General features: G+C 37.2%; 20 protein-coding genes and 3 pseudogenes. 19 read left to right on the forward strand and 4 right to left on the reverse strand.

What is annotated here, in order from left to right; all coding sequences use genetic code 11:
- Nucleotides 1-144: 144 nt before the first annotated feature.
- Nucleotides 145-924, forward strand: a complete 780-nt coding sequence (locus ACEWFJ_RS06940) for a phosphatidylserine decarboxylase (protein ID WP_473691248.1) — start codon at nucleotides 145-147, stop codon at nucleotides 922-924.
- A 206-nt stretch (nucleotides 925-1,130) separates the two neighbouring features.
- Here the strand turns inward: ACEWFJ_RS06940 and sda are convergent, their stop codons facing one another.
- Nucleotides 1,131-1,286, reverse strand: coding sequence for a sporulation histidine kinase inhibitor Sda (gene sda / locus ACEWFJ_RS06945; RefSeq protein ID WP_141524996.1), 156 nt, complete (start codon nucleotides 1,284-1,286; stop codon nucleotides 1,131-1,133).
- Nucleotides 1,287-1,683: 397 nt separating this feature from the next.
- Between sda and ACEWFJ_RS06950 the strand changes: the two genes are divergently transcribed.
- The 8 genes and pseudogenes from ACEWFJ_RS06950 (at nucleotide 1,684) to ACEWFJ_RS06985 (ending at nucleotide 6,820) form a co-directional block, all read left to right on the forward strand.
- Nucleotides 1,684-2,196, forward strand: coding sequence for a YqeG family HAD IIIA-type phosphatase (locus ACEWFJ_RS06950; RefSeq protein ID WP_473691251.1), 513 nt, complete (start codon nucleotides 1,684-1,686; stop codon nucleotides 2,194-2,196).
- 3 nt (nucleotides 2,197-2,199) lie between these two features.
- Nucleotides 2,200-3,306 (forward strand): ribosome biogenesis GTPase YqeH, encoded by a 1,107-nt coding sequence (yqeH, locus tag ACEWFJ_RS06955; protein WP_429718654.1) that lies wholly within the window; start codon nucleotides 2,200-2,202, stop codon nucleotides 3,304-3,306.
- A 14-nt stretch (nucleotides 3,307-3,320) separates the two neighbouring features.
- On the forward strand, nucleotides 3,321-4,154 hold the full coding sequence (gene aroE, locus ACEWFJ_RS06960; RefSeq protein WP_429718655.1) for a shikimate dehydrogenase: 834 nt from the start codon (nucleotides 3,321-3,323) through the stop codon (nucleotides 4,152-4,154).
- A gap of 4 nt (nucleotides 4,155-4,158) precedes the next feature.
- Complete coding sequence (gene yhbY / locus ACEWFJ_RS06965; protein WP_429708542.1) at nucleotides 4,159-4,458, forward strand: ribosome assembly RNA-binding protein YhbY; 300 nt, start codon at nucleotides 4,159-4,161, stop codon at nucleotides 4,456-4,458.
- A gap of 135 nt (nucleotides 4,459-4,593) precedes the next feature.
- A pseudogene (locus tag ACEWFJ_RS06970) lies at nucleotides 4,594-5,162 on the forward strand (nicotinate-nucleotide adenylyltransferase).
- Nucleotides 5,152-5,721, forward strand: coding sequence for a bis(5'-nucleosyl)-tetraphosphatase (symmetrical) YqeK (gene yqeK, locus ACEWFJ_RS06975; protein WP_473691254.1), 570 nt, complete (start codon nucleotides 5,152-5,154; stop codon nucleotides 5,719-5,721). Before ACEWFJ_RS06970 ends, yqeK begins: the two are co-directional and overlap by 11 nt.
- Nucleotides 5,718-6,074 carry a ribosome silencing factor gene (rsfS, locus tag ACEWFJ_RS06980; protein ID WP_098307888.1) on the forward strand — a complete coding sequence of 119 codons (357 nt, stop codon included), beginning with the start codon at nucleotides 5,718-5,720 and terminating at the stop codon, nucleotides 6,072-6,074. Before yqeK ends, rsfS begins: the two co-directional genes overlap by 4 nt.
- On the forward strand, nucleotides 6,071-6,820 hold the full coding sequence (locus tag ACEWFJ_RS06985) for a class I SAM-dependent DNA methyltransferase (RefSeq protein WP_473691256.1): 750 nt from the start codon (nucleotides 6,071-6,073) through the stop codon (nucleotides 6,818-6,820). The genes rsfS and ACEWFJ_RS06985 overlap by 4 nt, the downstream gene beginning before the upstream one ends.
- A 106-nt stretch (nucleotides 6,821-6,926) precedes the next feature.
- On the opposite strand, the gene comER is transcribed toward ACEWFJ_RS06985, so the two are convergent.
- Nucleotides 6,927-7,751: a late competence protein ComER gene (gene comER, locus ACEWFJ_RS06990; protein WP_473691258.1), complete on the reverse strand. Its 825-nt coding sequence runs from the start codon at nucleotides 7,749-7,751 to the stop codon at nucleotides 6,927-6,929.
- A 79-nt stretch (nucleotides 7,752-7,830) separates the two neighbouring features.
- Here comER and ACEWFJ_RS06995 point away from each other — a divergent pair, with 79 nt between their 5' ends.
- The 3 genes and pseudogenes from ACEWFJ_RS06995 to ACEWFJ_RS07005 all read left to right on the forward strand — a co-directional run bounded on the left by ACEWFJ_RS06995 (nucleotide 7,831) and on the right by ACEWFJ_RS07005 (nucleotide 11,454).
- Nucleotides 7,831-8,430 carry a helix-hairpin-helix domain-containing protein gene (locus tag ACEWFJ_RS06995; protein ID WP_473691260.1) on the forward strand — a complete coding sequence of 200 codons (600 nt, stop codon included), beginning with the start codon at nucleotides 7,831-7,833 and terminating at the stop codon, nucleotides 8,428-8,430.
- Between the two features lie 63 nt (nucleotides 8,431-8,493).
- The gene (locus ACEWFJ_RS07000) at nucleotides 8,494-9,051 is read left to right on the forward strand and encodes a ComE operon protein 2 (protein ID WP_098307880.1); all 558 of its coding nucleotides are present in this window, start codon (nucleotides 8,494-8,496) and stop codon (nucleotides 9,049-9,051) included.
- A 16-nt stretch (nucleotides 9,052-9,067) separates the two neighbouring features.
- Nucleotides 9,068-11,454: pseudogene (locus tag ACEWFJ_RS07005) on the forward strand (DNA internalization-related competence protein ComEC/Rec2).
- On the opposite strand, the gene ACEWFJ_RS07010 reads toward ACEWFJ_RS07005, so the two are convergent.
- Complete coding sequence (locus tag ACEWFJ_RS07010) at nucleotides 11,413-11,547, reverse strand: YqzM family protein (protein WP_098307876.1); 135 nt, start codon at nucleotides 11,545-11,547, stop codon at nucleotides 11,413-11,415. The pseudogene ACEWFJ_RS07005 and the gene ACEWFJ_RS07010 sit on opposite strands and share 42 nt — an antisense overlap.
- Before the next feature lie 422 nt (nucleotides 11,548-11,969).
- On the opposite strand from ACEWFJ_RS07010, the gene holA reads away from it, so the two are divergent.
- The gene (gene holA, locus ACEWFJ_RS07015; RefSeq protein ID WP_429708553.1) at nucleotides 11,970-12,983 is read left to right on the forward strand and encodes a DNA polymerase III subunit delta; all 1,014 of its coding nucleotides are present in this window, start codon (nucleotides 11,970-11,972) and stop codon (nucleotides 12,981-12,983) included.
- Between the two features lie 84 nt (nucleotides 12,984-13,067).
- Here the strand turns inward: holA and rpsT are convergent, their stop codons facing one another.
- Nucleotides 13,068-13,325 (reverse strand): 30S ribosomal protein S20, encoded by a 258-nt coding sequence (rpsT, locus tag ACEWFJ_RS07020; protein ID WP_098307872.1) that lies wholly within the window; start codon nucleotides 13,323-13,325, stop codon nucleotides 13,068-13,070.
- A 182-nt stretch (nucleotides 13,326-13,507) separates the two neighbouring features.
- On the opposite strand from rpsT, the gene gpr reads away from it, so the two are divergent.
- The 6 genes and pseudogenes from gpr (at nucleotide 13,508) to hrcA (ending at nucleotide 20,242) form a co-directional block, all read left to right on the forward strand.
- On the forward strand, nucleotides 13,508-14,611 hold the full coding sequence (gene gpr, locus ACEWFJ_RS07025; protein ID WP_473691264.1) for a GPR endopeptidase: 1,104 nt from the start codon (nucleotides 13,508-13,510) through the stop codon (nucleotides 14,609-14,611).
- 21 nt (nucleotides 14,612-14,632) lie between these two features.
- On the forward strand, nucleotides 14,633-14,974 hold the full coding sequence (locus ACEWFJ_RS07030) for a YqxA family protein (protein WP_473691266.1): 342 nt from the start codon (nucleotides 14,633-14,635) through the stop codon (nucleotides 14,972-14,974).
- Between the two features lie 357 nt (nucleotides 14,975-15,331).
- Entirely contained in the window at nucleotides 15,332-17,155 is a 1,824-nt protein-coding gene (lepA, locus tag ACEWFJ_RS07035) for an elongation factor 4 (protein WP_473691268.1), read from the forward strand.
- Nucleotides 17,156-17,336: 181 nt separating this feature from the next.
- Nucleotides 17,337-17,704, forward strand: a pseudogene (locus tag ACEWFJ_RS07040) (winged helix-turn-helix transcriptional regulator).
- A 50-nt stretch (nucleotides 17,705-17,754) separates the two neighbouring features.
- Entirely contained in the window at nucleotides 17,755-18,894 is a 1,140-nt protein-coding gene (gene hemW / locus ACEWFJ_RS07045; RefSeq protein ID WP_473691270.1) for a radical SAM family heme chaperone HemW, read from the forward strand.
- A gap of 316 nt (nucleotides 18,895-19,210) precedes the next feature.
- Nucleotides 19,211-20,242 carry a heat-inducible transcriptional repressor HrcA gene (hrcA, locus tag ACEWFJ_RS07050; protein ID WP_429708563.1) on the forward strand — a complete coding sequence of 344 codons (1,032 nt, stop codon included), beginning with the start codon at nucleotides 19,211-19,213 and terminating at the stop codon, nucleotides 20,240-20,242.
- Nucleotides 20,243-20,320 lie beyond the last annotated feature (78 nt).

Raw genomic sequence — 20,320 nt, forward strand, 5'->3', positions numbered from 1 at the left:
ATCTATGTTCACGGTTGAAAATGATGGGTTCTATCTGTAATATTAAAAGGTGCTAATAATTTATGATATAGAAACAAAAATAGGAAAAACTACATGTAATAGTCTTATTAGAAAATTATATATCATAGTAGGGGGTTTCGCAGTTTGCGACGTACGTTATATCGATTATTGATTGAACTTACAAACGGTCGTTTTACGTCCTATGTATTGCGTAAATTTGCGCAGTCGCGTTTAAGCTCGATTATTATTCCGTCTTATGCGAAAGTATTTCAAATTAGGCAAGATGAGATGGAGAAGGATTTAAAAGAGTACGGAACGCTGCATGAATTATTTACGCGTAAATTAAAACAGGGAAAACGAGCAATTGATACAGAGGTATCCAGCGTTGTGAGTCCGGTTGATGGTGTTTTTGCAGATCACGGTCCTATTGATCAGGCAAAAATGTTTGAGATTAAAGGGAAACAATATTCTATTGTAGATATGCTTGGTACGGAAGAACGAGCAGCGCGCTACGCGGGTGGTACATATATGGTTATTTATTTAAGTCCAAGCCATTATCACCGTATTCATAGCCCGCTTTCAGGTGCAGTGACAGAACGTTTTGTACTTGGAAGGAAATCTTATCCTGTTAATGCAGCAGGTATGAAATATGGAAAAGATACGTTATCCAAAAACTATCGCTCTGTAACTGAAATAGAGAGTGAGGGGTCGCGGTTAGCTCTTGTTAAAGTAGGCGCAATGTTTGTTAATAGTATTGAACTGTTGCATGAGAGAGAAGTTATTCAAAAAGGTGAAGAGATGGCTTACTTTACATTTGGTTCTACAGTCGTTCTATTATTTGAAAAAGATATGATTGAAGTAGTTCAATCATTAACTAGTGGGCAAGAGGTTCGTGTTGGTGAAAAAGTCGCAACTCGATTATAAAAGAAGCAGCTTTTATATAGCTCGTTTCACTTTATAATAAAAGAGCCGTCTTATAGATGGCTCTTTTTACAAGTAAAGCAGTATCTGTTTTGCACTGACTGGGCAGTAAAGCTCTAACTTTAATATATAGAGCTTATTAAGGCGATCCGGTCAGCTAATCATAAGCGGGTAAAAGTCCGCCTATGGAAGTTTCACTGTATATGTATTTAAGACGATTTCAAAAGCTTGTCCTCTAGTGAGCGTCTAATGATTTCTTGTTTAATAAGTAAAATGAAGTCGGGATTTAATTTTAATTCTTTTGCTTTATAATAAGACTCAGTGAGTAATTCAGTAGATAACTTTTCCATATGTTTCGCCGTCAAGACGGTTCACCTCCTGCGAAAAAGGTAAGTTTGTCTCATTTAATGTACCAAAATTTGTCTTATATCACAATCTGCTGGTTATCCACATGCTATCGTGGATAAGATGTGTAATAATTGTTGGTAATTTTAGAATTAACTGAAACTTCAATGTGGAAATTGTGTACAAGTTTATCCACAGGTACGCAATCGAAAAATGCTGTCGAAAAATTTTATCCAATTTTAACGGACAGCAGCCGTTAGAAGATTTATCCTGCTACTAACGGGCAGTAGCAGTGGAAATTACGAGAAGAATAACTTCCTGTAAGAGCCCGATAAGTTCAACTAACCCTTTTTGAGAGAAAATCGCTCTCAAAAGAGAAGTTGAACTTTACAAAACCCCTCAAAGAGGTGAAAGAGATTGAGTTTATTTTTACCGAATGAATACGTGAAAAACGTGTATCATATTCAACCTGAAGAATTGGAAGATCGAGGTATAAAAGGGATTATTACTGATTTAGATAATACCTTGATTGAATGGGATCGTCCGAATGCGACGCCGCAATTAGAAGAGTGGTTTGCAAAAATGAAAGAACACGGCATTCAAGTGACAGTTGTTTCGAATAATAACGAACAACGTGTAAAAGATTTTGCTGATCCACTTGGTATTCCGTTTATTCATAGTGCACGTAAGCCACTTGTTCGTGCTTTTAAACGAGCGCTAACGAAAATGAATCTGCGTGCGGAAGAAGTAGTTGTAATTGGAGATCAATTATTAACGGATGTGCTTGGAGGTAATCGTGTTGGACTGCACACGATTTTAGTTGTTCCAGTTGCACAAACAGATGGGTTTATGACTCGTTTTAACCGGAAAATTGAGCGTAGAATTATGCGTAATATGAAGAAAAAAGGTTTAATTAATTGGGAGGAATAAAGCTTGACTGAGACATTTAAATGTATTGGATGCGGTGTTGCAATCCAAACAGAAAATAAAAATGAAGTTGGTTATGCACCAGCTTCTTCGTTAGAGAAAGAACATATCATTTGTCAGCGTTGTTTTCGTTTAAAGCATTACAATGAAATTCAAGATGTGTCATTAACAGATGATGATTTTTTACGTATTTTAAATGGAATTGGACAATCTGATGCATTAGTTGTTAAAATTGTTGATATTTTTGATTTTAGCGGAAGCTGGCTACCGGGTTTACACCGTTTTGTTGGAAATAATAAAGTACTTCTTGTCGGCAATAAAGCGGACTTAATTCCAAAATCTGTGAAACCGGAAAAGCTAACACATTGGATGCGCTATAGTGCAAAACAACTCGGGTTAAAGCCAGAAGATGTTTTCTTAATTAGTGCAGCGAAAGGTCAAGGTATTGATGAGCTTGCAAGTGCAATTGAACAATATCGTGATGGAAAAGATGTTTACGTTGTTGGATGTACAAACGTTGGGAAATCAACATTTATTAACCGTATCATTAAAGAATTTAGTGAGGAAACAGAAAATGTTATTACGACATCACATTTTCCTGGTACAACGCTGGATTTAATCGATATTCCATTAGATGAAACTTCATCTTTATATGATACACCAGGTATTATTAATCATCATCAAATGGCGCATTATGTTGGAAAGCAAAGCTTAAAAATGATTACTCCAACAAAAGAAATTAAGCCGATGGTATTTCAGCTTAATGAAGAACAAACGTTGTTCTTTGGTGGATTAGCAAGATTTGATTATATAAGTGGTGGTCGTCGTTCGGTTACTTGTCATTTATCGAACCGTCTGACAATCCATCGTACGAAGCTTGAAAAAGCGGATGCATTGTATGAAAAGCATGCTGGGGAATTATTAAATCCACCAACACCAGAAGAACTTGAGAACATGCCAGAACTTGTAAGATATGAATTTACAATCCATGAGCCGAAAACAGATGTTGTATTTTCAGGTTTAGGATGGGTAACAGTGAATGAAGCTGGTGCAAAAATTGCGGCGCATGTACCAAAAGGAGTTAGTGTTTCATTACGTAAATCTTTAATTTAAAGTGGTGAGGACCTGTGAAACAATTATATGGCGTAATTGGAAATCCAATTGGACATTCTTTATCACCGCTCATGCATAATGATGCATTTACACATTTAGAGATGGATGCACATTATCATGCTTTTCTCGTTCAAGAAAGTGAGTTAGGTGAAGCGGTGAAAGGATTGAAGGCACTTGGAGTGGTTGGATTTAATGTGACAACGCCGCACAAGGTTTCTATTATGCAGCATTTAGACGAAATTGATCCGTTGGCAGAACAAATCGGTGCGGTAAATACAGTACTTCATAAAGAAGGAAAATTAATTGGTTATAATACAGATGGAATAGGGTATGTTCGTTCATTGCAATCTATTAGTAAAGAGCCATTAACGAACAAACGTATTTTACTGCTTGGGGCTGGTGGAGCGTGTCGTGCGATTTATTATTCACTTGCAGCTGCTGGTGTGAAAGAGATTGACATTGCGAATCGTACAGTAGAGAAAGCAGAGCAGCTTATTACAGATTGTAGAAGTGAAGTTATGTCTTTGGCGCTTTCCTTAGAAGAAGCAACAGACAAACAAGCACTGTACGATATTATCATCCATACAACGACAGTAGGTATGCATCCGAACGTTGAGAATACACCGTTATGTATTCGTGATTTGAAAAAAGGAAGCATTGTGTCTGATATTATTTATAATCCATTTGAAACGAAATTGTTGCAAGATGCGAAGGCGCATGGAGCAATTGTGCAAAATGGCATTGATATGTTTGTATTCCAAGGGGCGCTTGCGTTTGAAATTTGGACGGGACGCTTACCGGATATAGAACGAATGAAACAAATAGTAATGAAAAAGCTTGGAGGCTAAATACATGTTAACAGGAAAACAAAAACGATTTTTACGTGCTGAGGCACATCACTTAACACCAATTTTTCAGGTTGGTAAAGGTGGAGTAAATGAAAATATGGTAAAGCAAATTGCAGAAGCGCTAGAAGTGCGCGAGCTAATGAAAATTAGTATGCTGCAAAACTGCGAATTTGATCGTCATGAAGTAGCAGAAGAGCTTTCGGAAGGTGCAAAAGCAGAGCTTGTACAAGTAATCGGAAACACAATCGTCTTATATAAAGAATCAAAAGAGAATAAACGTATTGTGTTACCAAAAACAAAGTAACGATCTCGGGAAATCTTATTCCAATGACAGTTCGTTGAACCAATCGGGTTCTTATGGGCATCTTGCTCCTTTGGTGCATTAGAGGTTTTGGGTGAGATCTAGTGCCTGTAAGAACAAGGTAAAGGGGCGTTTTCTTTGAAGAGAATCGGGATTATTGGCGGGACATTTGACCCGCCTCATAATGGACATTTGTTAATTGCAAATGAAGTGTATGATGCATTGCAACTGGATGAGGTCTGGTTTCTACCAAATCAAATCCCCCTCATAAACGAGATAGGGAAGTTACAAGTGTACGTAATCGTTTAGAAATGATTCATTTAGCAATCGAACAAGAAATGCATTTCTCTGTTTGTTTAGCAGAGCTTGAACGAGAAGGCCCATCTTACACGTATGACACTATGTTACAATTAACAAAGGAGCATCCAGACGTACAATTCCATTTTATTATTGGCGGGGATATGGTCGAATACTTACCAAAATGGTATAACATCGATGAATTATTGAAGCTCGTTACGTTTGTCGGCGTTGCTCGTCCTGGTTATACACTTTCTACTCCTTATAAAATTGTAAAGGTGGAAATTCCAGAATTCGCTGTTTCTTCATCGCTTCTACGCGAACGGTTTACAAAGAAGAAGACATGCAAATATTTGCTTCCAAAAGAGGTACAGGAATACATTGAGAGGAATGGGTTATATGGATCGTAAGCGAGCACTTGAAATTGTGAAACAACAAATGCATGAAAAGCGTTATATCCATACAATTGGTGTTATGGAAACGGCCATTGAACTCGCAAAGCAATATGGTGTTGACGAGAAAAAGGCCGAGATGGCAGCGATTTTTCATGATTATGCAAAGTGTAGACCGATTTCAGAAATGGAAGGAATTATTAAACGAGAAAATTTCCCAAAAGACTTGTTGCATTATAATAAAGAATTATGGCATGCACCAGTTGGGGCATATTTAGTAGAGAAAGAAGTCGGTATTACAGATGCTGACATATTACAAGCTATTACGTATCATACGAGTGGACATGAACAAATGACGATGCTTGATAAAGTGATTTACGTGGCGGATTATATTGAACCCGGCCGTAAGTTTCCAGGCGTTAAAGAAGCACGGAAGCTGGCACGAGAAGATATTAATCAAGCGTTATTATATGCTTTAAAGCATACAATACAATTTTTAATGGAAAAGAACCAAACGATTTATCCATTAACATTTCAAACGTATAATGCAGTCATTAAGGAGGACTTTACGAAATGAAAGATAGAGAATTGTTAGTATTGGCAGCACGAGCAGCTGACGATAAAAGAGCAGAAGATATTGTTGTTTTAAATATGCAAGGGATTTCCCCGCTTGCGGATTATTTTGTGATTTGCCATGGTAATTCTGATAAACAAGTACAAGCAATCGCTCGCGAAATTAAAGGACAAGCACATGAAGTACACATTGATGTAAAGCGCATGGAAGGTTTTGAAGAAGCGCGTTGGGTGTTAGTTGACCTTGGGGATGTTGTTGTGCACGTATTCCATAAAGATGAGCGTGATTACTATAATTTAGAACGTCTTTGGGGCGATGTACCACGCGAAGATATCGCAGAAGAGTTAGGTCAATGAGATACGAACAATTTGCATTATTGTATGATGAGCTAATGAATGATGTTCCATACGAAAAATGGGTGGAATTTACGGAACAAAGCTTAGAGCAAATAGGCAAAACAGATGCGAAAATTCTTGATGTGGCTTGCGGAACGGGCAATGTTACATTGCCTCTTGTGAAAAAAGGATATGACGTAACAGGAGTAGACCTATCAGAAGAAATGTTAACAATCGCTCAGCAAAAGCTATGTGAAGAAGGTCACTTTATTCCTTTTTATCAACAGGATATGCGCGAGTTGGATGTTCCGGGTGAGTTTGACTGCGTGACGCTTTTTTGTGATTCGTTAAATTATGTATTGCAAGGGGAAGGCGTTCAAGAAACGTTTCGACGTGTCTATCATCATTTGCATCAAGATGGTTTATTTTTATTTGATGTTCACTCTCTTTATAAAATTCATCACGTATTTCAAAATGAAACGTATACAGTTAATGAAGAAGAAATTTCTCTCATTTGGAACTGCTTCCCTGGTGAAGAAACAAACAGCGTTGAGCATGATTTAACATTTTTTGTACGAGATGAAGAGGAGGATGTGTATCATCGATTTGATGAGTTGCATATGCAGCGTACATATCCTGTTGAAGAATTGACAAAATGGCTTGAAGAAGTTGGTTTTACTGTTCTTCGCGTAACGGGAGACTTCGAAAGAACTGAAGTAACAGAACAAACAGAGCGTATTTTCTTTGTCGCTAAAAAGAATTCATAGTAAAAAAGCAACCGTATGAATGGTTGCTTTTTTACTTATAAAGGTAGACCACAAAAAAATAAAGCATTTATGAAGGAATATAGTAGTTTTTGTCGTAAGAGATATATTAATGCTTATTAAATTGCTGTTCCACGTGCTCAACATCCTCCTCATACTTCTCATGTGTTCGTTTTAACACCTTGTTAAACATATCTCTAATATGTTCTTCTAAAACGCGAATCCCTTCTCCTGTTATACCGCCTTTTACGCACACTTTCTCCTGCAAAGTCGGCAAGGTGAAAATTTGTTTTTCTAACAGTTTTCCCATCCCAATAATCATTTCGCTCGTTAAAATAGTAGCTTCTTCACGTGTAATATTTGTTTCATCTACAGAGGCGTCGATAAAGCGTTGTAATAAATAGCTGAAAAATGCCGGACCGCAGCTTACGATATCAGATGCCACTCTTGTGATATTCTCTTCAATGATAATAGGCTTAGAGATTTTTTGAAACAATTCCAATAACAATATTTGCCATTCTTGTGAGCATTTTTTTCCGAATGTGCATAAGGAGACACCAGCTAATGCGCGATTTGTAATACTCGGGATAATACGAGCAACATGGCAGGATACGATCGTTTCTAATTGTACGGTAGATATAGGGCTTGTAATGGAAACTAGACATTTGTCATTTGTAAGAATAGAAGCATGCTTTGTCAAAATAGGATATATATCGAATGGTTTTACACAAATAAAAATCAGCTCAGAGCGTTCAATTACTTCTTGAATTGTTTTTGCTATATGAATAGAAGGATACTTCTCTTTTATATGATATGCTTTTGCGAAAGTACGATTAATGATAGTAAGACACGAAGGTTTGACAGCCCGGGCTTCGATACATGCATCAATGAGTATATTCCCCATATTCCCTGTTCCTATTATTCCTATGTTCAATGTTTCATCCCCTCCTTCGTAACATCTTTCTCCTAAACAATATGAAGTTTATTTTGAATTTATGAATTAGAGGTGCAAAATGATGATGAATTTGCAAAGAAAGTGGCTCGTTTTGTTTGCAGCAATTGGTATTGTCGGTATTTTATTTGTATGGCAAACAAAAGGTTGGCAAGAACAACCGGCGGTGAAAGTGGAAGCGAATTCTAAGATAGAAGAGAGGAAGGAGAAAACAAAGGTAACAGACTCTAAACTGCAATCGAAACCGATTATAGTTGATGTCAAAGGAGCTGTGCATCGTGAAGGGGTGTATGAATTACAAATTGGAGATCGGGTGAAAGATAGTGTTGAAAAGGCAGGCGGATTTTTGCCAGAAGCAGATGTAACAAAGGTAAATTTAGCGCAGCTTGTGCAAGATCAAATGATGATTTATGTACCAAAAAAAGGAGAACAAACTGCTACTGTGAATGAATTTTCCTTGCAGGAAGGGAAAATACAAATTAATACAGCGACAAAGGAGCAACTTGAAAAAATATCTGGCATTGGTCCTAGAAAAGCAGAAAATATTATGAAATATCGCGAGCAGCACGGTCCGTTCCAAAAAGTAGAAGATTTATTGGAGGTTGATGGGATTGGTGAAAAATCGCTGGAAAAAATAAAAGATGAAATAATTGTTCCTTAAATGATTGACGACTTTTTTCTTATTTCGCTAAACTGTAAGAAGATTAAAAAGTAGGTGAAGATAATGGAACGAGTTTCTTGGGATCAATATTTTATGACACAAAGTCATTTGTTATCACTGCGCAGCACGTGTACAAGGCTTGCGGTTGGAGCGACAATTGTGCGGGATAAACGCATTATTGCTGGTGGTTATAACGGATCGATTGCTGGCGGTGTGCATTGTATAGATGAAGGGTGCTATGTGATTGATAATCATTGTGTGCGCACAATTCATGCGGAAATGAATGCAATACTGCAATGTGCGAAATTTGGTGCAAAAACAGATGGAGCGGAAATTTATGTTACGCATTTTCCGTGCTTACATTGCTGTAAAGCAATTATTCAAAGTGGTATTACAGCGGTGTATTATGCAAGAGATTATAAAAATCATCCGTATGCACTTGAGTTATTTGAGCAAGCCAACGTAAGAGTAAAACATGTTCCTCTTGCATTTGACGTAACAACATTGGAAGAACAACAGAAAATGCAGGAGCTAAAACAGCTTTTGTCTTCGTTAGAAACGGACGAAATGACGTTGGAACAGTTGCAACAAGTATTACTGCAGGCAAAAAATATGGTATAAACCGTGAGGTGAGTACGTGTTCCGTGGGCAATGGAGCTACGTTGCAATCTCAGTTATCTTTGGGATTGCAACAGCTTATTCCTCTTTTTCTATCGTTCCTTTTCTTATATTCGGTTGCTATTGTTTAATTTGTTTTTCTCGTACTTCTCTTCCAATACTCTCCTTGATTGTCCTCGTATTTGGTCTTACATATGTATACGCAATCTACGTAGACACACAAAATCATTCTATGCTCTCTTTTCGTGAAACAAACGTAACAGGTACAATTCAAAGTACACCACTTATAAACGGAAATCGTCTTTCTTTTCAGTTAGGAATGGAAAGTAATGAAACAGTGCAGTTGGTTTACAAAATTCCATCTCGCAAATTAAAAGAAGAATTAAAGCAATTACATCCTGGTATGGTGTGTGCGTTTACCGGTACTTTGAAAGAGCCACCACCCCTCGGAATTTTTATGCGTTTGATTATAAGGATTATTTATATAAACAGCATATTCATGCTCTTTTTGAGGTTGAATCAATCTCGAATTGTGTGCAAAAAGATATTTCCTTTATTCATTGGTTATATTCAGTGAGGCAATCAGCAATTTCTTATATAGGGGAAACGTTTTCTGGGCAGTCAGGAGCCTTTATGAATGCTTTATTGTTTGGTGATCGTCAATATATGACGTTTGAGGTAGAGGAACAGTATCAACAGTTTGGACTTGTTCATTTATTGGCGATATCAGGATCGCATATTGTTCTGTTGACTGCAATGTGTTATTTTGTATCACTTCGAATTGGTATGACACGTGAAAGTACGACGATGCTCCTACTCGTTTGTATTCCGCTGTATATGTTTTGTGCAGGGGCCTCACCATCTGTTGTACGAGCATCTATAGCTGCTGTTATTGTGCTAGGAGCACTCACGCAAGCAATCCGAGTCTCGGGGATAGATGCTTTAAGTATGACATTGATGATTATGCTTTTTTATGATCCGTATGTACTATTTGACATTGGATTTCAGTTTTCATTCGTAGGAAGTTTTTCCCTTTTATTATCTTCGTCACGGCTTCTAGCTAGTGGAAATGGTATAGTGAAAAATTCCATGTATCTTTCGGTTATTTCCCAGTTAACAAGTACGCCTATTTTACTTTATCACTTTGGGTATTTTTCTCCTTACAGTATTCTTCTTAATATGATCTATGTCCCGTTTTTATCTTTATTTGTTTTACCTATATGCATTGTGCTTCTTATATGTATAGTATTTCTCCCAATTGTGTCGCAGTGGTTAGCTCACATATTGTCTCTATGTATACACGTTTCGAATGTGATGCTTCAAATGTGCGAAGCTTTACCGTTTGTACGTCTTACCTTTGGACAAACACCGCCATTTATCGTTATGTTATATTGCATGAGTATTGTAAGTGTCCTTTTATCATGGGAGGGACTTATTTGGAGAAAATATCGCATGTTGTTTCTATCGAGCTTTTTTCTGCTTAGTATATGTCATTATGCATTTCCATATGTGAATGTAAACGGAAGTATTACTTATATTGACGTTGGACAAGGGGATGCGATTTTGATTCGTCTCCCATACAATCAAGGAACGTATTTAATTGATACGGGTGGGACACTTCCAGTAAAGAAGGAAGAATGGCAGCAGAAAAAACATGAATTTTCTGTTGGACATGATATTCTCATTCCATTTTTACAAAAAGAGGGTGTGCGAATGATTGATAAATTAATTGTGACACATGGAGATATGGATCACATGGGAGCAGCCAAAGAAGTAATGCAATCCATTGCTGTGAAAGAGGTTGTGCTAGGGAAGAAAATAAAATTCTCTTTACCTGAACAACAAATAAAGCAGCTTGCTGTGCAAAAGAACATACCTATTCGAATTGTAGAAAGAGGAGACAGCTGGAAGGCTGGAGATGCGGTGTTCTCGGTATTATCCCCAGAAGGAGAAGAAAAAGAAGATAATGATCAATCTATTGTGATTTGGACAAAAATAGGAGGACTAACATGGTTATTTACAGGTGATTTAGAAGAAATAGGTGAGAAGCGTCTTATACAATGGTATCCAGAGCTGCATGCAGACGTTTTAAAAGTTGGACATCACGGTAGTAAAACGTCATCTTCACAACAGTTTTTGGATATAGTGCAGCCGATAAAAGCTATTATTTCTGTTGGAGAGAAAAATCGTTATGGACATCCGCATATCGAAGTGTTAGAGCGTTTAAGGGAGCGCGGAATTGAAGTGTGGAGAACGGATGAACAAGGGGCAATTTCTTATGTTTTTCAAGGGGAGACGGGAACGTTTCGCAGTAAGTTAACATATGATGAAACACAGAAAAAAGAAGACTGCCACATGCAGTCTTTAAGAACCGATAAATTTAATGACTGTTGCGATGATAAATAATGTGGTAAAAAATCCGAATGAAACTATAAAGCCTACCCCTGAATCAGTAGCGTCGTTACGCTTACTTTGAACGTTTTTTTCAAATTCATTCATCTTTGAATCCCTCCCAACATTCCATTTTAGTATAAAATATTGTCAGAAAAAAATCTACAATTTATCCTGTTATTCGTTGGCAGTGAAAATTCTCAACTCAAGATTCTGAGAGAGCTGGGAATACCTGTCCGTAAAAGTCCGATTGGTTTAACTAACCAACAATGGAAAACAGCCTCCACTGATGGAAGTTTCACTTTATCAATGCTTTTCCAAGTGTGCTAACAGTTGTCATTCATAGTTGGTAAGGCAGGTGCAAACAATAAAATCAAGGTGATCACCGTTACAAAATAAGATTCCCGGGGCTTATTTTGTAACGTTTTATATAGATCAAGGAACGGGTAGCTGCCTGTTCCTTTGCACTTGTAAAACGGTAGCTGTCACATTACTATAAGTATATAAAGTGTTAGGGAGTAGGAAATTACATGAGTGATGTACATAAAAAAATAAAGAAAAAGCAATTTGCCGCATTATATTTGTTATATGGAACAGAGGCATATTTTATAAATGAAACGCTTCAGCTTTTGACATCAGAAGCCTTACCTGAAGAAGACCGTGAGTTCAACGTTGTTACGTATGACTTAGAAGAAGCGTATATAGAAGAAGTAGTTGAAGATGCAAAGACACTTCCTTTTTTTGGGGATCGTAAAATTATCGTTGTGAAATCACCGTTATTTTTAACATCGCAAAAAGCAAAAATTGAGCAAAACGTAAAAATTTTAGAGGAATACATTGCTGAACCTTCACCATTTTCTATTCTTGTATTTATCGCTCCTTTTGAAAAATTAGACGAGCGTAAAAAAATTACAAAGCTCTTGAAAAAAACAGCGGATGTAGTAGAGGCAAATGCAATGCAAGTACAAGATGTACGTAAATGGATTGTAAGCCGTGCGGAAGAAATGCATATTCATATAGAGGAAGGGGCAGCTAGTTTACTATTGGAGCTTGTTGGAAGCAATGTAACGATGCTTGCCCAAGAAATGAATAAGCTTACATTATATGTCGGGATAGGCGGGGAGATTACTACAAGTCTTGTAGCAGAGCTTGTTCCAAAGTCTGTTGAACAAAATGTGTTCGCCTTAACAGAAAAGGTGATAAAAAAAGATATTGCAGGTGCCATGCGTATTTTAGAAGGATTATTTACACAGCAAGAAGAGCCGATTAAACTACTTGCGCTTCTTGTAGGTCAGTTTCGTTTATTATATCAAGTGAAAGAACTTCAGCAGCGTGGGTATGGGCAAAATCAAATTGCATCGCATATTGGTGTGCACCCGTATCGCGTGAAATTGGCTATGAATCAAACGAATTTCTTTTCATTTGAAGCGTTAAAGCGAGTGATTCACGAACTTGCTGAAGCAGATTATAATATGAAAACAGGAAGAATGGATAAACGCCTTGTACTAGAATTTTTTCTAATGCGTTTAAATCATATTGGATAGTGGAAAAATGTTCATGTAAATAACTACATGAACATTTTTTTAGGAAAATAAAAAACGACCCAGACGGATCGTTTTTTTAAACGCTTACGCGTTTACTTGTTTCGCTAAGCGAGATTTTTGACGAGCTGCAACGTTTTGGTGGATAAGACCTTTACGAGCTGCTTTGTCAAGTTTTTTAGAAGCTACTTTGTATGCTTCTTTTGCTGTTTCAAGATCGTTATTGTTAACTAAAGCTTCTACAGTTTTAACAGCTGTACGCATGTCAGATTTGATAGAAGCGTTATGTGCACGACGCTCTTCGCTAAGTTTAGCACGTTTGATAGCAGATTTAATGTTTGCCATATATTTCACCTCCCTGGTGCGATCGAGTGACTCGATACTTACATAGAACAAGTGATATTCTATCAAACGGAGAAGAGAATTGCAATAGTGAGATCGATGAAATTTCAATATAGGAAAAGAATGACTAAAAATGATTTGGGGAATTCTAATGAATATTTATTATAAGTAGTGGAGGAGATTGTATGCGTGAACCGCTTGATTTAAGTAAATATGCGATAAGAACAGATCTTGCATTAGAAGCCCATCAAATGCTGCAAGAGCAGCAAGAAGAAAAAACTGCTATTCAAGGTGTAATTGTAAAAGAGCGCGAAGAAGATGGTATTACGATTACAAAGGTGACGATTGATGAAAGTGCTGTTGAGGCGATGGGAAAGAAACCAGGGAATTATTTAACCCTAGAAGTACAAGGGATTCGTCAGCAAGATACAGAGTTACAACAAAGGGTAGAGGGGATTTTTGCAAAAGAGTTTTCTTATTTTATGGAAGAAATTGGAATAAAAAAGGAAGCGAGCTGCTTAATTGTTGGTCTTGGTAACTGGAATGTAACACCGGATGCATTAGGGCCAATTGTTGTAGAAAATGTACTTGTCACACGCCATTTATTTAAGTTGCAGCCGGAAAGTGTCGAGGAAGGTTTTCGTCCTGTCAGTGCGATTAGACCGGGAGTTATGGGCATTACAGGTATTGAAACGAGCGATATGATTTATGGAGTCATTGAAAAAACGAAACCAGACTTTGTGATTGCAATTGATGCGCTTGCTGCTCGGTCTATTGAACGAGTGAATAGTACCATTCAAATTTCGGATACGGGTATTCATCCTGGTTCTGGTGTTGGGAATAAACGAAAAGAGTTAAGTAAAGAGACGCTAGGTATACCGGTTATTGCAATTGGTGTCCCAACTGTTGTTGATGCGGTTTCAATTACAAGTGATACAATTGATTTCATTTTAAAACATTTTGGGCGTGAGATGCGAGAGGGTGGAAAGCCGGCCCGTTCTTTACTTCCGGCTGGATTTACATTTGGTGAGAAGAAAAAGCTTACAGAAGAAGATATGCCGGATGAAAAAAGCCGTAATATGTTTTTGGGAGCTATTGGTACGCTTGAGGAAGAAGAGAAGCGAAAGTTAATTTATGAAGTGTTAGCGCCGCTCGGACATAATTTAATGGTAACACCAAAAGAAGTGGATGCGTTTATTGAAGATATGGCTAATCTCATTGCGAGTGGTTTGAACGCAGCACTTCATCACCAAGTTGATCAAGATAATACAGGGGCATATACGCATTGATTGTAAAAGGAGAAATAAGAATTGGAGCAATTTACACGTAAATGTATCCTTCTCGTTATTGGTCTATTTCTTATAACGTTAGCGGGTATGCAAGTTGCCAATAGCGGGTTAAAACAGATGAAAGGCTATAACAATCCAACATATGAGCAAATTGCTCACATAACAGGAGCAGACCACGAGGATGTAGAAAGAACAATTCTTGGAAAGACATTTTCCGTTGAGGAAAAGCAAAAACAACTAGAAGAATTAAAAAGTTTTAATATGCTAGAGAGCATGGGGAAAGGATTGACTTTATTGGTGCAAAATGTAGTTCGCAGTATAACATATACCATTGTTGACAAAATGAAAGGTGCATTTCATTAATCCCGCTACTTTTGGACAGTAAGACTCCCACTTTAAAATTCTGAGAAAACAAAGAAGATAGGTGGGGGGAACGTCCGTAAGAGCTCGATTAGCTAATCACCAGTGGGGGATAAAGAGAAACCCCCACTGGTGGAAGTTTCTTTTCATTTGAAGCGTAAAGAAGCGGCTATCTTACTTAAGAGTAGGGTAGCTTTTCTTCATGAAAGAAAAGGTTTGTCTATTGTTTACGGATTGCATATGATAAAAGTAAGAGCACTTGCTTATAACGCTGCACCAGTTTTCATTGAATCTTTGCCCTTGTATTGATATAATCAGTGCTAGTGTATATTGGCGAGATTAGTAGGAGTGAGAAAATAGATGAATAAAGAAGAAAGAGCAAAAAGGCAGTCTAAAATTCGTAACTTTTCCATTATTGCTCACATTGACCACGGAAAGTCAACGTTGGCAGACCGCATTTTAGAGAAAACAAATGCGTTAACACAACGCGAAATGAAAGCACAGTTACTTGACTCTATGGATTTAGAGCGTGAGCGTGGAATTACAATTAAATTAAATGCAGTACAATTAACGTATAAAGCGAAAGATGGAGAAGAATATATTCTCCACTTAATTGATACACCAGGGCATGTCGATTTTACGTATGAAGTATCTCGTAGTTTAGCGGCATGTGAAGGTGCGATACTTGTTGTTGACGCAGCGCAAGGGATTGAGGCGCAAACATTAGCAAACGTATATTTAGCATTAGATAATAATTTAGAAATTTTGCCGGTTATTAATAAAATTGACTTGCCGAGCGCTGATCCAGAGCGCGTTCGTCAAGAGGTAGAGGATGTAATTGGCTTAGATGCATCAGAAGCTGTGCTTGCTTCTGCAAAAGCGGGGATTGGTATTGAAGAGATTTTAGAACAAATCGTTGAAAAAGTACCAGCTCCAGCAGGTGATTCGGAAGAACCATTACAATGTATGATTTTCGACTCTTTATATGATCCGTACCGCGGTGTAATTGCTTATATCCGTGTTGTAAACGGTACAGTAAAAGTTGGCGATAAAGTACGTATGATGGCAACAGGTAAAGAGTTTGAAGTAACAGAAGTAGGTGTGTTCACACCGAAAACAACGCAGCGTGAAGAATTAACAGTAGGTGATGTAGGCTTCTTAGCCGCATCAATTAAAAATGTTGGTGATACGCGTGTAGGTGATACGATTACACATGCAAAACGTCAAGCGACAGAACCTTTACCAGGGTATCGTAAATTAAACCCAATGGTATTCTGTGGTTTATATCCAATTGATTCTGCACGTTATAATGATTTACGTGATGCATTAGAAAAGCTAGAATTAAATGACTCTGCTCTTGAATTTGAACCAGAAACGTCTCAAGCACTTGGATTTGGTTTCCGCTGTGGATTCTTAGGCTTACTTCATATGGAAATCATTCAAGAACGTATTGAACGTGAATTTAAAATTGATTTAATTACAACAGCACCAAGTGTTATTTATAAAGTATATTTAACAAACGGTGAAGACATGATAGTTGATAACCCATCTAACATGCCAGATCCGCAATCTATTGATCGTGTGGAAGAACCGTATGTAAAAGCATCTATTATGGTTCCAAACGATTATGTTGGAGCAGTTATGGAAATTTGCCAAAGAAAACGTGGTACGTTTATTGATATGCAATATTTAGATGAAACGCGCGTTACTTTGACGTATGAAATTCCACTTTCTGAAATCGTATATGATTTCTTCGATCAATTAAAGTCGAATACGAAAGGATATGCATCCTTTGATTACGAGCTAATTGGTTACAAACCGTCTAAGCTTGTGAAGATGGATATTTTATTGAATAATGAGCAAGTCGATGCGCTATCTTTCATTGTGCATCGTGACTCAGCATATGACCGTGGAAAAGTAATTGTAGAAAAGTTAAAAGAGTTAATTCCAAGACAGCAGTTTGAAGTGCCTATACAAGCGACAATCGGAAATAAAGTTGTGGCGCGTTCTACAATTAAAGCGATGCGTAAAAACGTATTAGCAAAATGTTACGGCGGTGACATTTCTCGTAAACGTAAACTTCTTGAGAAACAAAAAGAAGGTAAGAAGCGTATGAAGTCCGTTGGTTCTGTAGAAGTACCGCAAGAAGCATTTATGGCTGTATTGAAAATGGATGATAATTAATAACAAAAAGAAGCCGTTTGTACGGCTTCTTTTTGTTTAAGGAATCAGAAATAATGGCCCCTAAAGCTTTGGTTAATATTTAGACATCTTTGTATCCCTCCTTTACAATAGTGGTGATGCTTTTTCGTAAAGAGTAACCAAACAGCAACTATAACCATAGATTAAAAGTTGGGATACTGTCGTGTCTGAGAACATTCGAAAAGAAATTCAAGAAAAAATACAAAATGGTGATTTTCACTTTGAAAAGGAACTCATACTTTCTATCATTAGTAGAAAGTTGTGATTTTATGGAATTTATGTATGGGAAATCCGCATCGTTTTAGTAAATTTCAGCGTTTATTTCCTAATATTTCTCATAAAGTTTTGTCCAATCAATTAAAAGAATTGACCGAAGATGGAATTATTAATCGGACTGTATATCCAGAAGTACCTCCGCGTGTAGAATATTTTATGACGGAGCTCGGCATGACACTTTTACCAATCGTTGAAATGATGTATGATTGGGGAAAAATGCGAATGGAACAAATTCGCATAGGGTTACAGAAGTAAATAAACCTCCAAAATGCGGGGGGTTCTTTTTAGAAAGGTAGGAACATAGTTTGATACAAGCTGCATATATTCATATTCCGTTTTGTCAGCATATTTGTCACTATTGTGATTTTAATAAAGTATTTATTGAGCGTCAGCCAGTTGAACAATACTTGCAATATTTAGAGAAAGAAATTGTGAATACAACCACTAAAACGCCTTTTAAAGAAATGAAAACGATTTTTGTTGGTGGAGGAACGCCAACAGCGCTAAATATGGAACAGACAGAGCAATTATTAAATATTATTAATCGTCGTTTACGTCCGTTTGCGCCCAATTGTGAACTAACTTTTGAAGCCAATCCGGGAGACTTGCCAAAAGAGAAATTGAATCTTCTACTAGAAGGTGGTGTAAACCGGATTAGTTTTGGTGTTCAAACATTTCGAGACGAATTATTGCAAAAAATTGGGCGCAGACATACGAGAGAAGATGCATTCGTAGCGATTCGTGAGGCGCAGGAAGTTGGTTTTACAAATATTAATGTTGATTTAATTTATGCACTGCCGACGCAAACAATAGAAGATGTAAGAGAAACGTTAGATATTGCTTTTACACTTGGGGTTCAACATTTCTCTGCGTATTCTTTAATTGTCGAGCCGAAAACGGTCTTTTATAATTTAATGAATAAAGGAAAACTGAGACTTCCAGGAGAAGATCATGAAGCAAGAATGTATGAAATTGTGATGGATGAGATGGAAAAGCATGGTTATAAACAGTATGAAATTAGTAATTTTTCGAAAGAAGGCTATGAAAGTAGACATAACCTCACATACTGGAATAATGAAGAGTATTATGGTTTTGGAGCTGGAGCTCATAGTTATGTAAATAGCGAGCGAATTCAAAATGTGGGTCCATTAAAACAATATTTCATGAAAATTGATGAGACAGGTTTGCCATATTTAGATGTTCATGGAGTAACGGGACAAGAAAAAATGGAAGAAGAGTTATTTTTAGGGCTGCGAAAAACAGCGGGTGTTTCTAAACTGGAATTTAGAAGAAAATTTGGCGTAGAGATGAACGAAATCTTTGCAAAGCAATTACTTCATAATAAAGAACATGAACTGCTTCAAGAGACGAATACTCATATTTGTTTAACAAGAAAAGGAAAGCTATTAGGAAATGAAGTATTTCAATCATTCTTAGTGGATTAATCTAACTTTAAATTGGATTCTCCACTCAGTAGAGCGAAAAGCTAAACCATCTGTAAGAACTTGATTAGCAGCGGAAAAGAATGCTGCTAAAAGTTTCACTGTATCCCGCTCAAACGGACGGTACAGAGAAGTGAATCAAGAAGTTTAACTGTCCGTAAGAGCCCGATTGGTTCAACTAATTAGCAGCAAAAATCGTGTTGCTAAAAGTTTCACTGTATCTCATCACGTTTCCGTTGACAATTCAATATCAATTTTGGTAAGTTAGTAATAGATTTAGCACTCGAAACATAAGAGTGCTAACAGAGGTGATGATGAAATGCTTACGGAACGTCAGCTCTTAATTTTACAAACAATAATTGACGACTTTATCGGGTCTGCACAACCTGTCGGATCAAGAACGTTGTCTAAGAAAGAAGAAATTACATTTAGTTCAGCGACAATTCGAAATGAAATGGCTGATTTAGAGGAACTCGGGTTTATTGAAAAAACACATAGTTCTTCTGGGCGCGTTCCTTCTGAAAAAGGATATCGCTTTTATGTAGACCATCTTCTTTCGCCGCAGCATTTGCCAAGTGAAGATATTGTACAAATCAAAGACTTGTTTGCTGAAAGAGTTTTTGAAGCGGAAAAGCTTGCACAGCAATCTGCGCAAATTTTATCAGAACTCACGAATTATACGGCAATTGTTCTTGGGCCAAAAATGAGTGCGAATAAGCTGAAAAATGTACAAATTCTTCCGCTCGATCATCAAACAGCGGTCGCGATTATTGTAACTGATACAGGACATGTACAAAGTAAGACCATCACTGTTCCGGAATCTATTGATTTATTAGATTTAGAAAAGATGGTTAACATTTTAAATGACAAATTATCAGGTGTACCGATGTCGGAACTGCATAATAAAATCTTTAAAGAAATTGTAATGGTTTTGCGCCAGTACGTTCATAATTATGATAGTGTCATGAAAATGTTAGACGGTACATTCCAATTTCCGTTATCTGAAAAAATATATTTTGGTGGAAAAGCAAATATGCTTGCTCAGCCAGAATTCCATGACATTCAGAAGGTCCGATCATTATTCACTATGATTGAAAATGAAGATGCGTTTTATAACATCTTGCAGAGCAAACAAATTGGTATTCAAGTGAAAATTGGACGTGAAAATTCTTCTGCTGCCATGGAAAATTGTAGCTTAATTTCTGCGACATACTCGATTGGGGATGAGCAGCTTGGAACAATTGCGATTTTAGGTCCGACGAGAATGCAATACTCTCGTGTCATTAGTTTGTTGCAATTGTTTACAAAACAATTTACAGATGGACTGAACGGTTTATATAAACCGAAATAATAAGAAACTTTCATTTGTGGCGGGGGTATCCCTGCTGCTGATGACCAGTTGGATACAAGAAATTAGATATTTGGGTTA

The sequence above is a fragment of the Bacillus sp. EA-CB0995 genome (genome assembly GCF_055814245.1).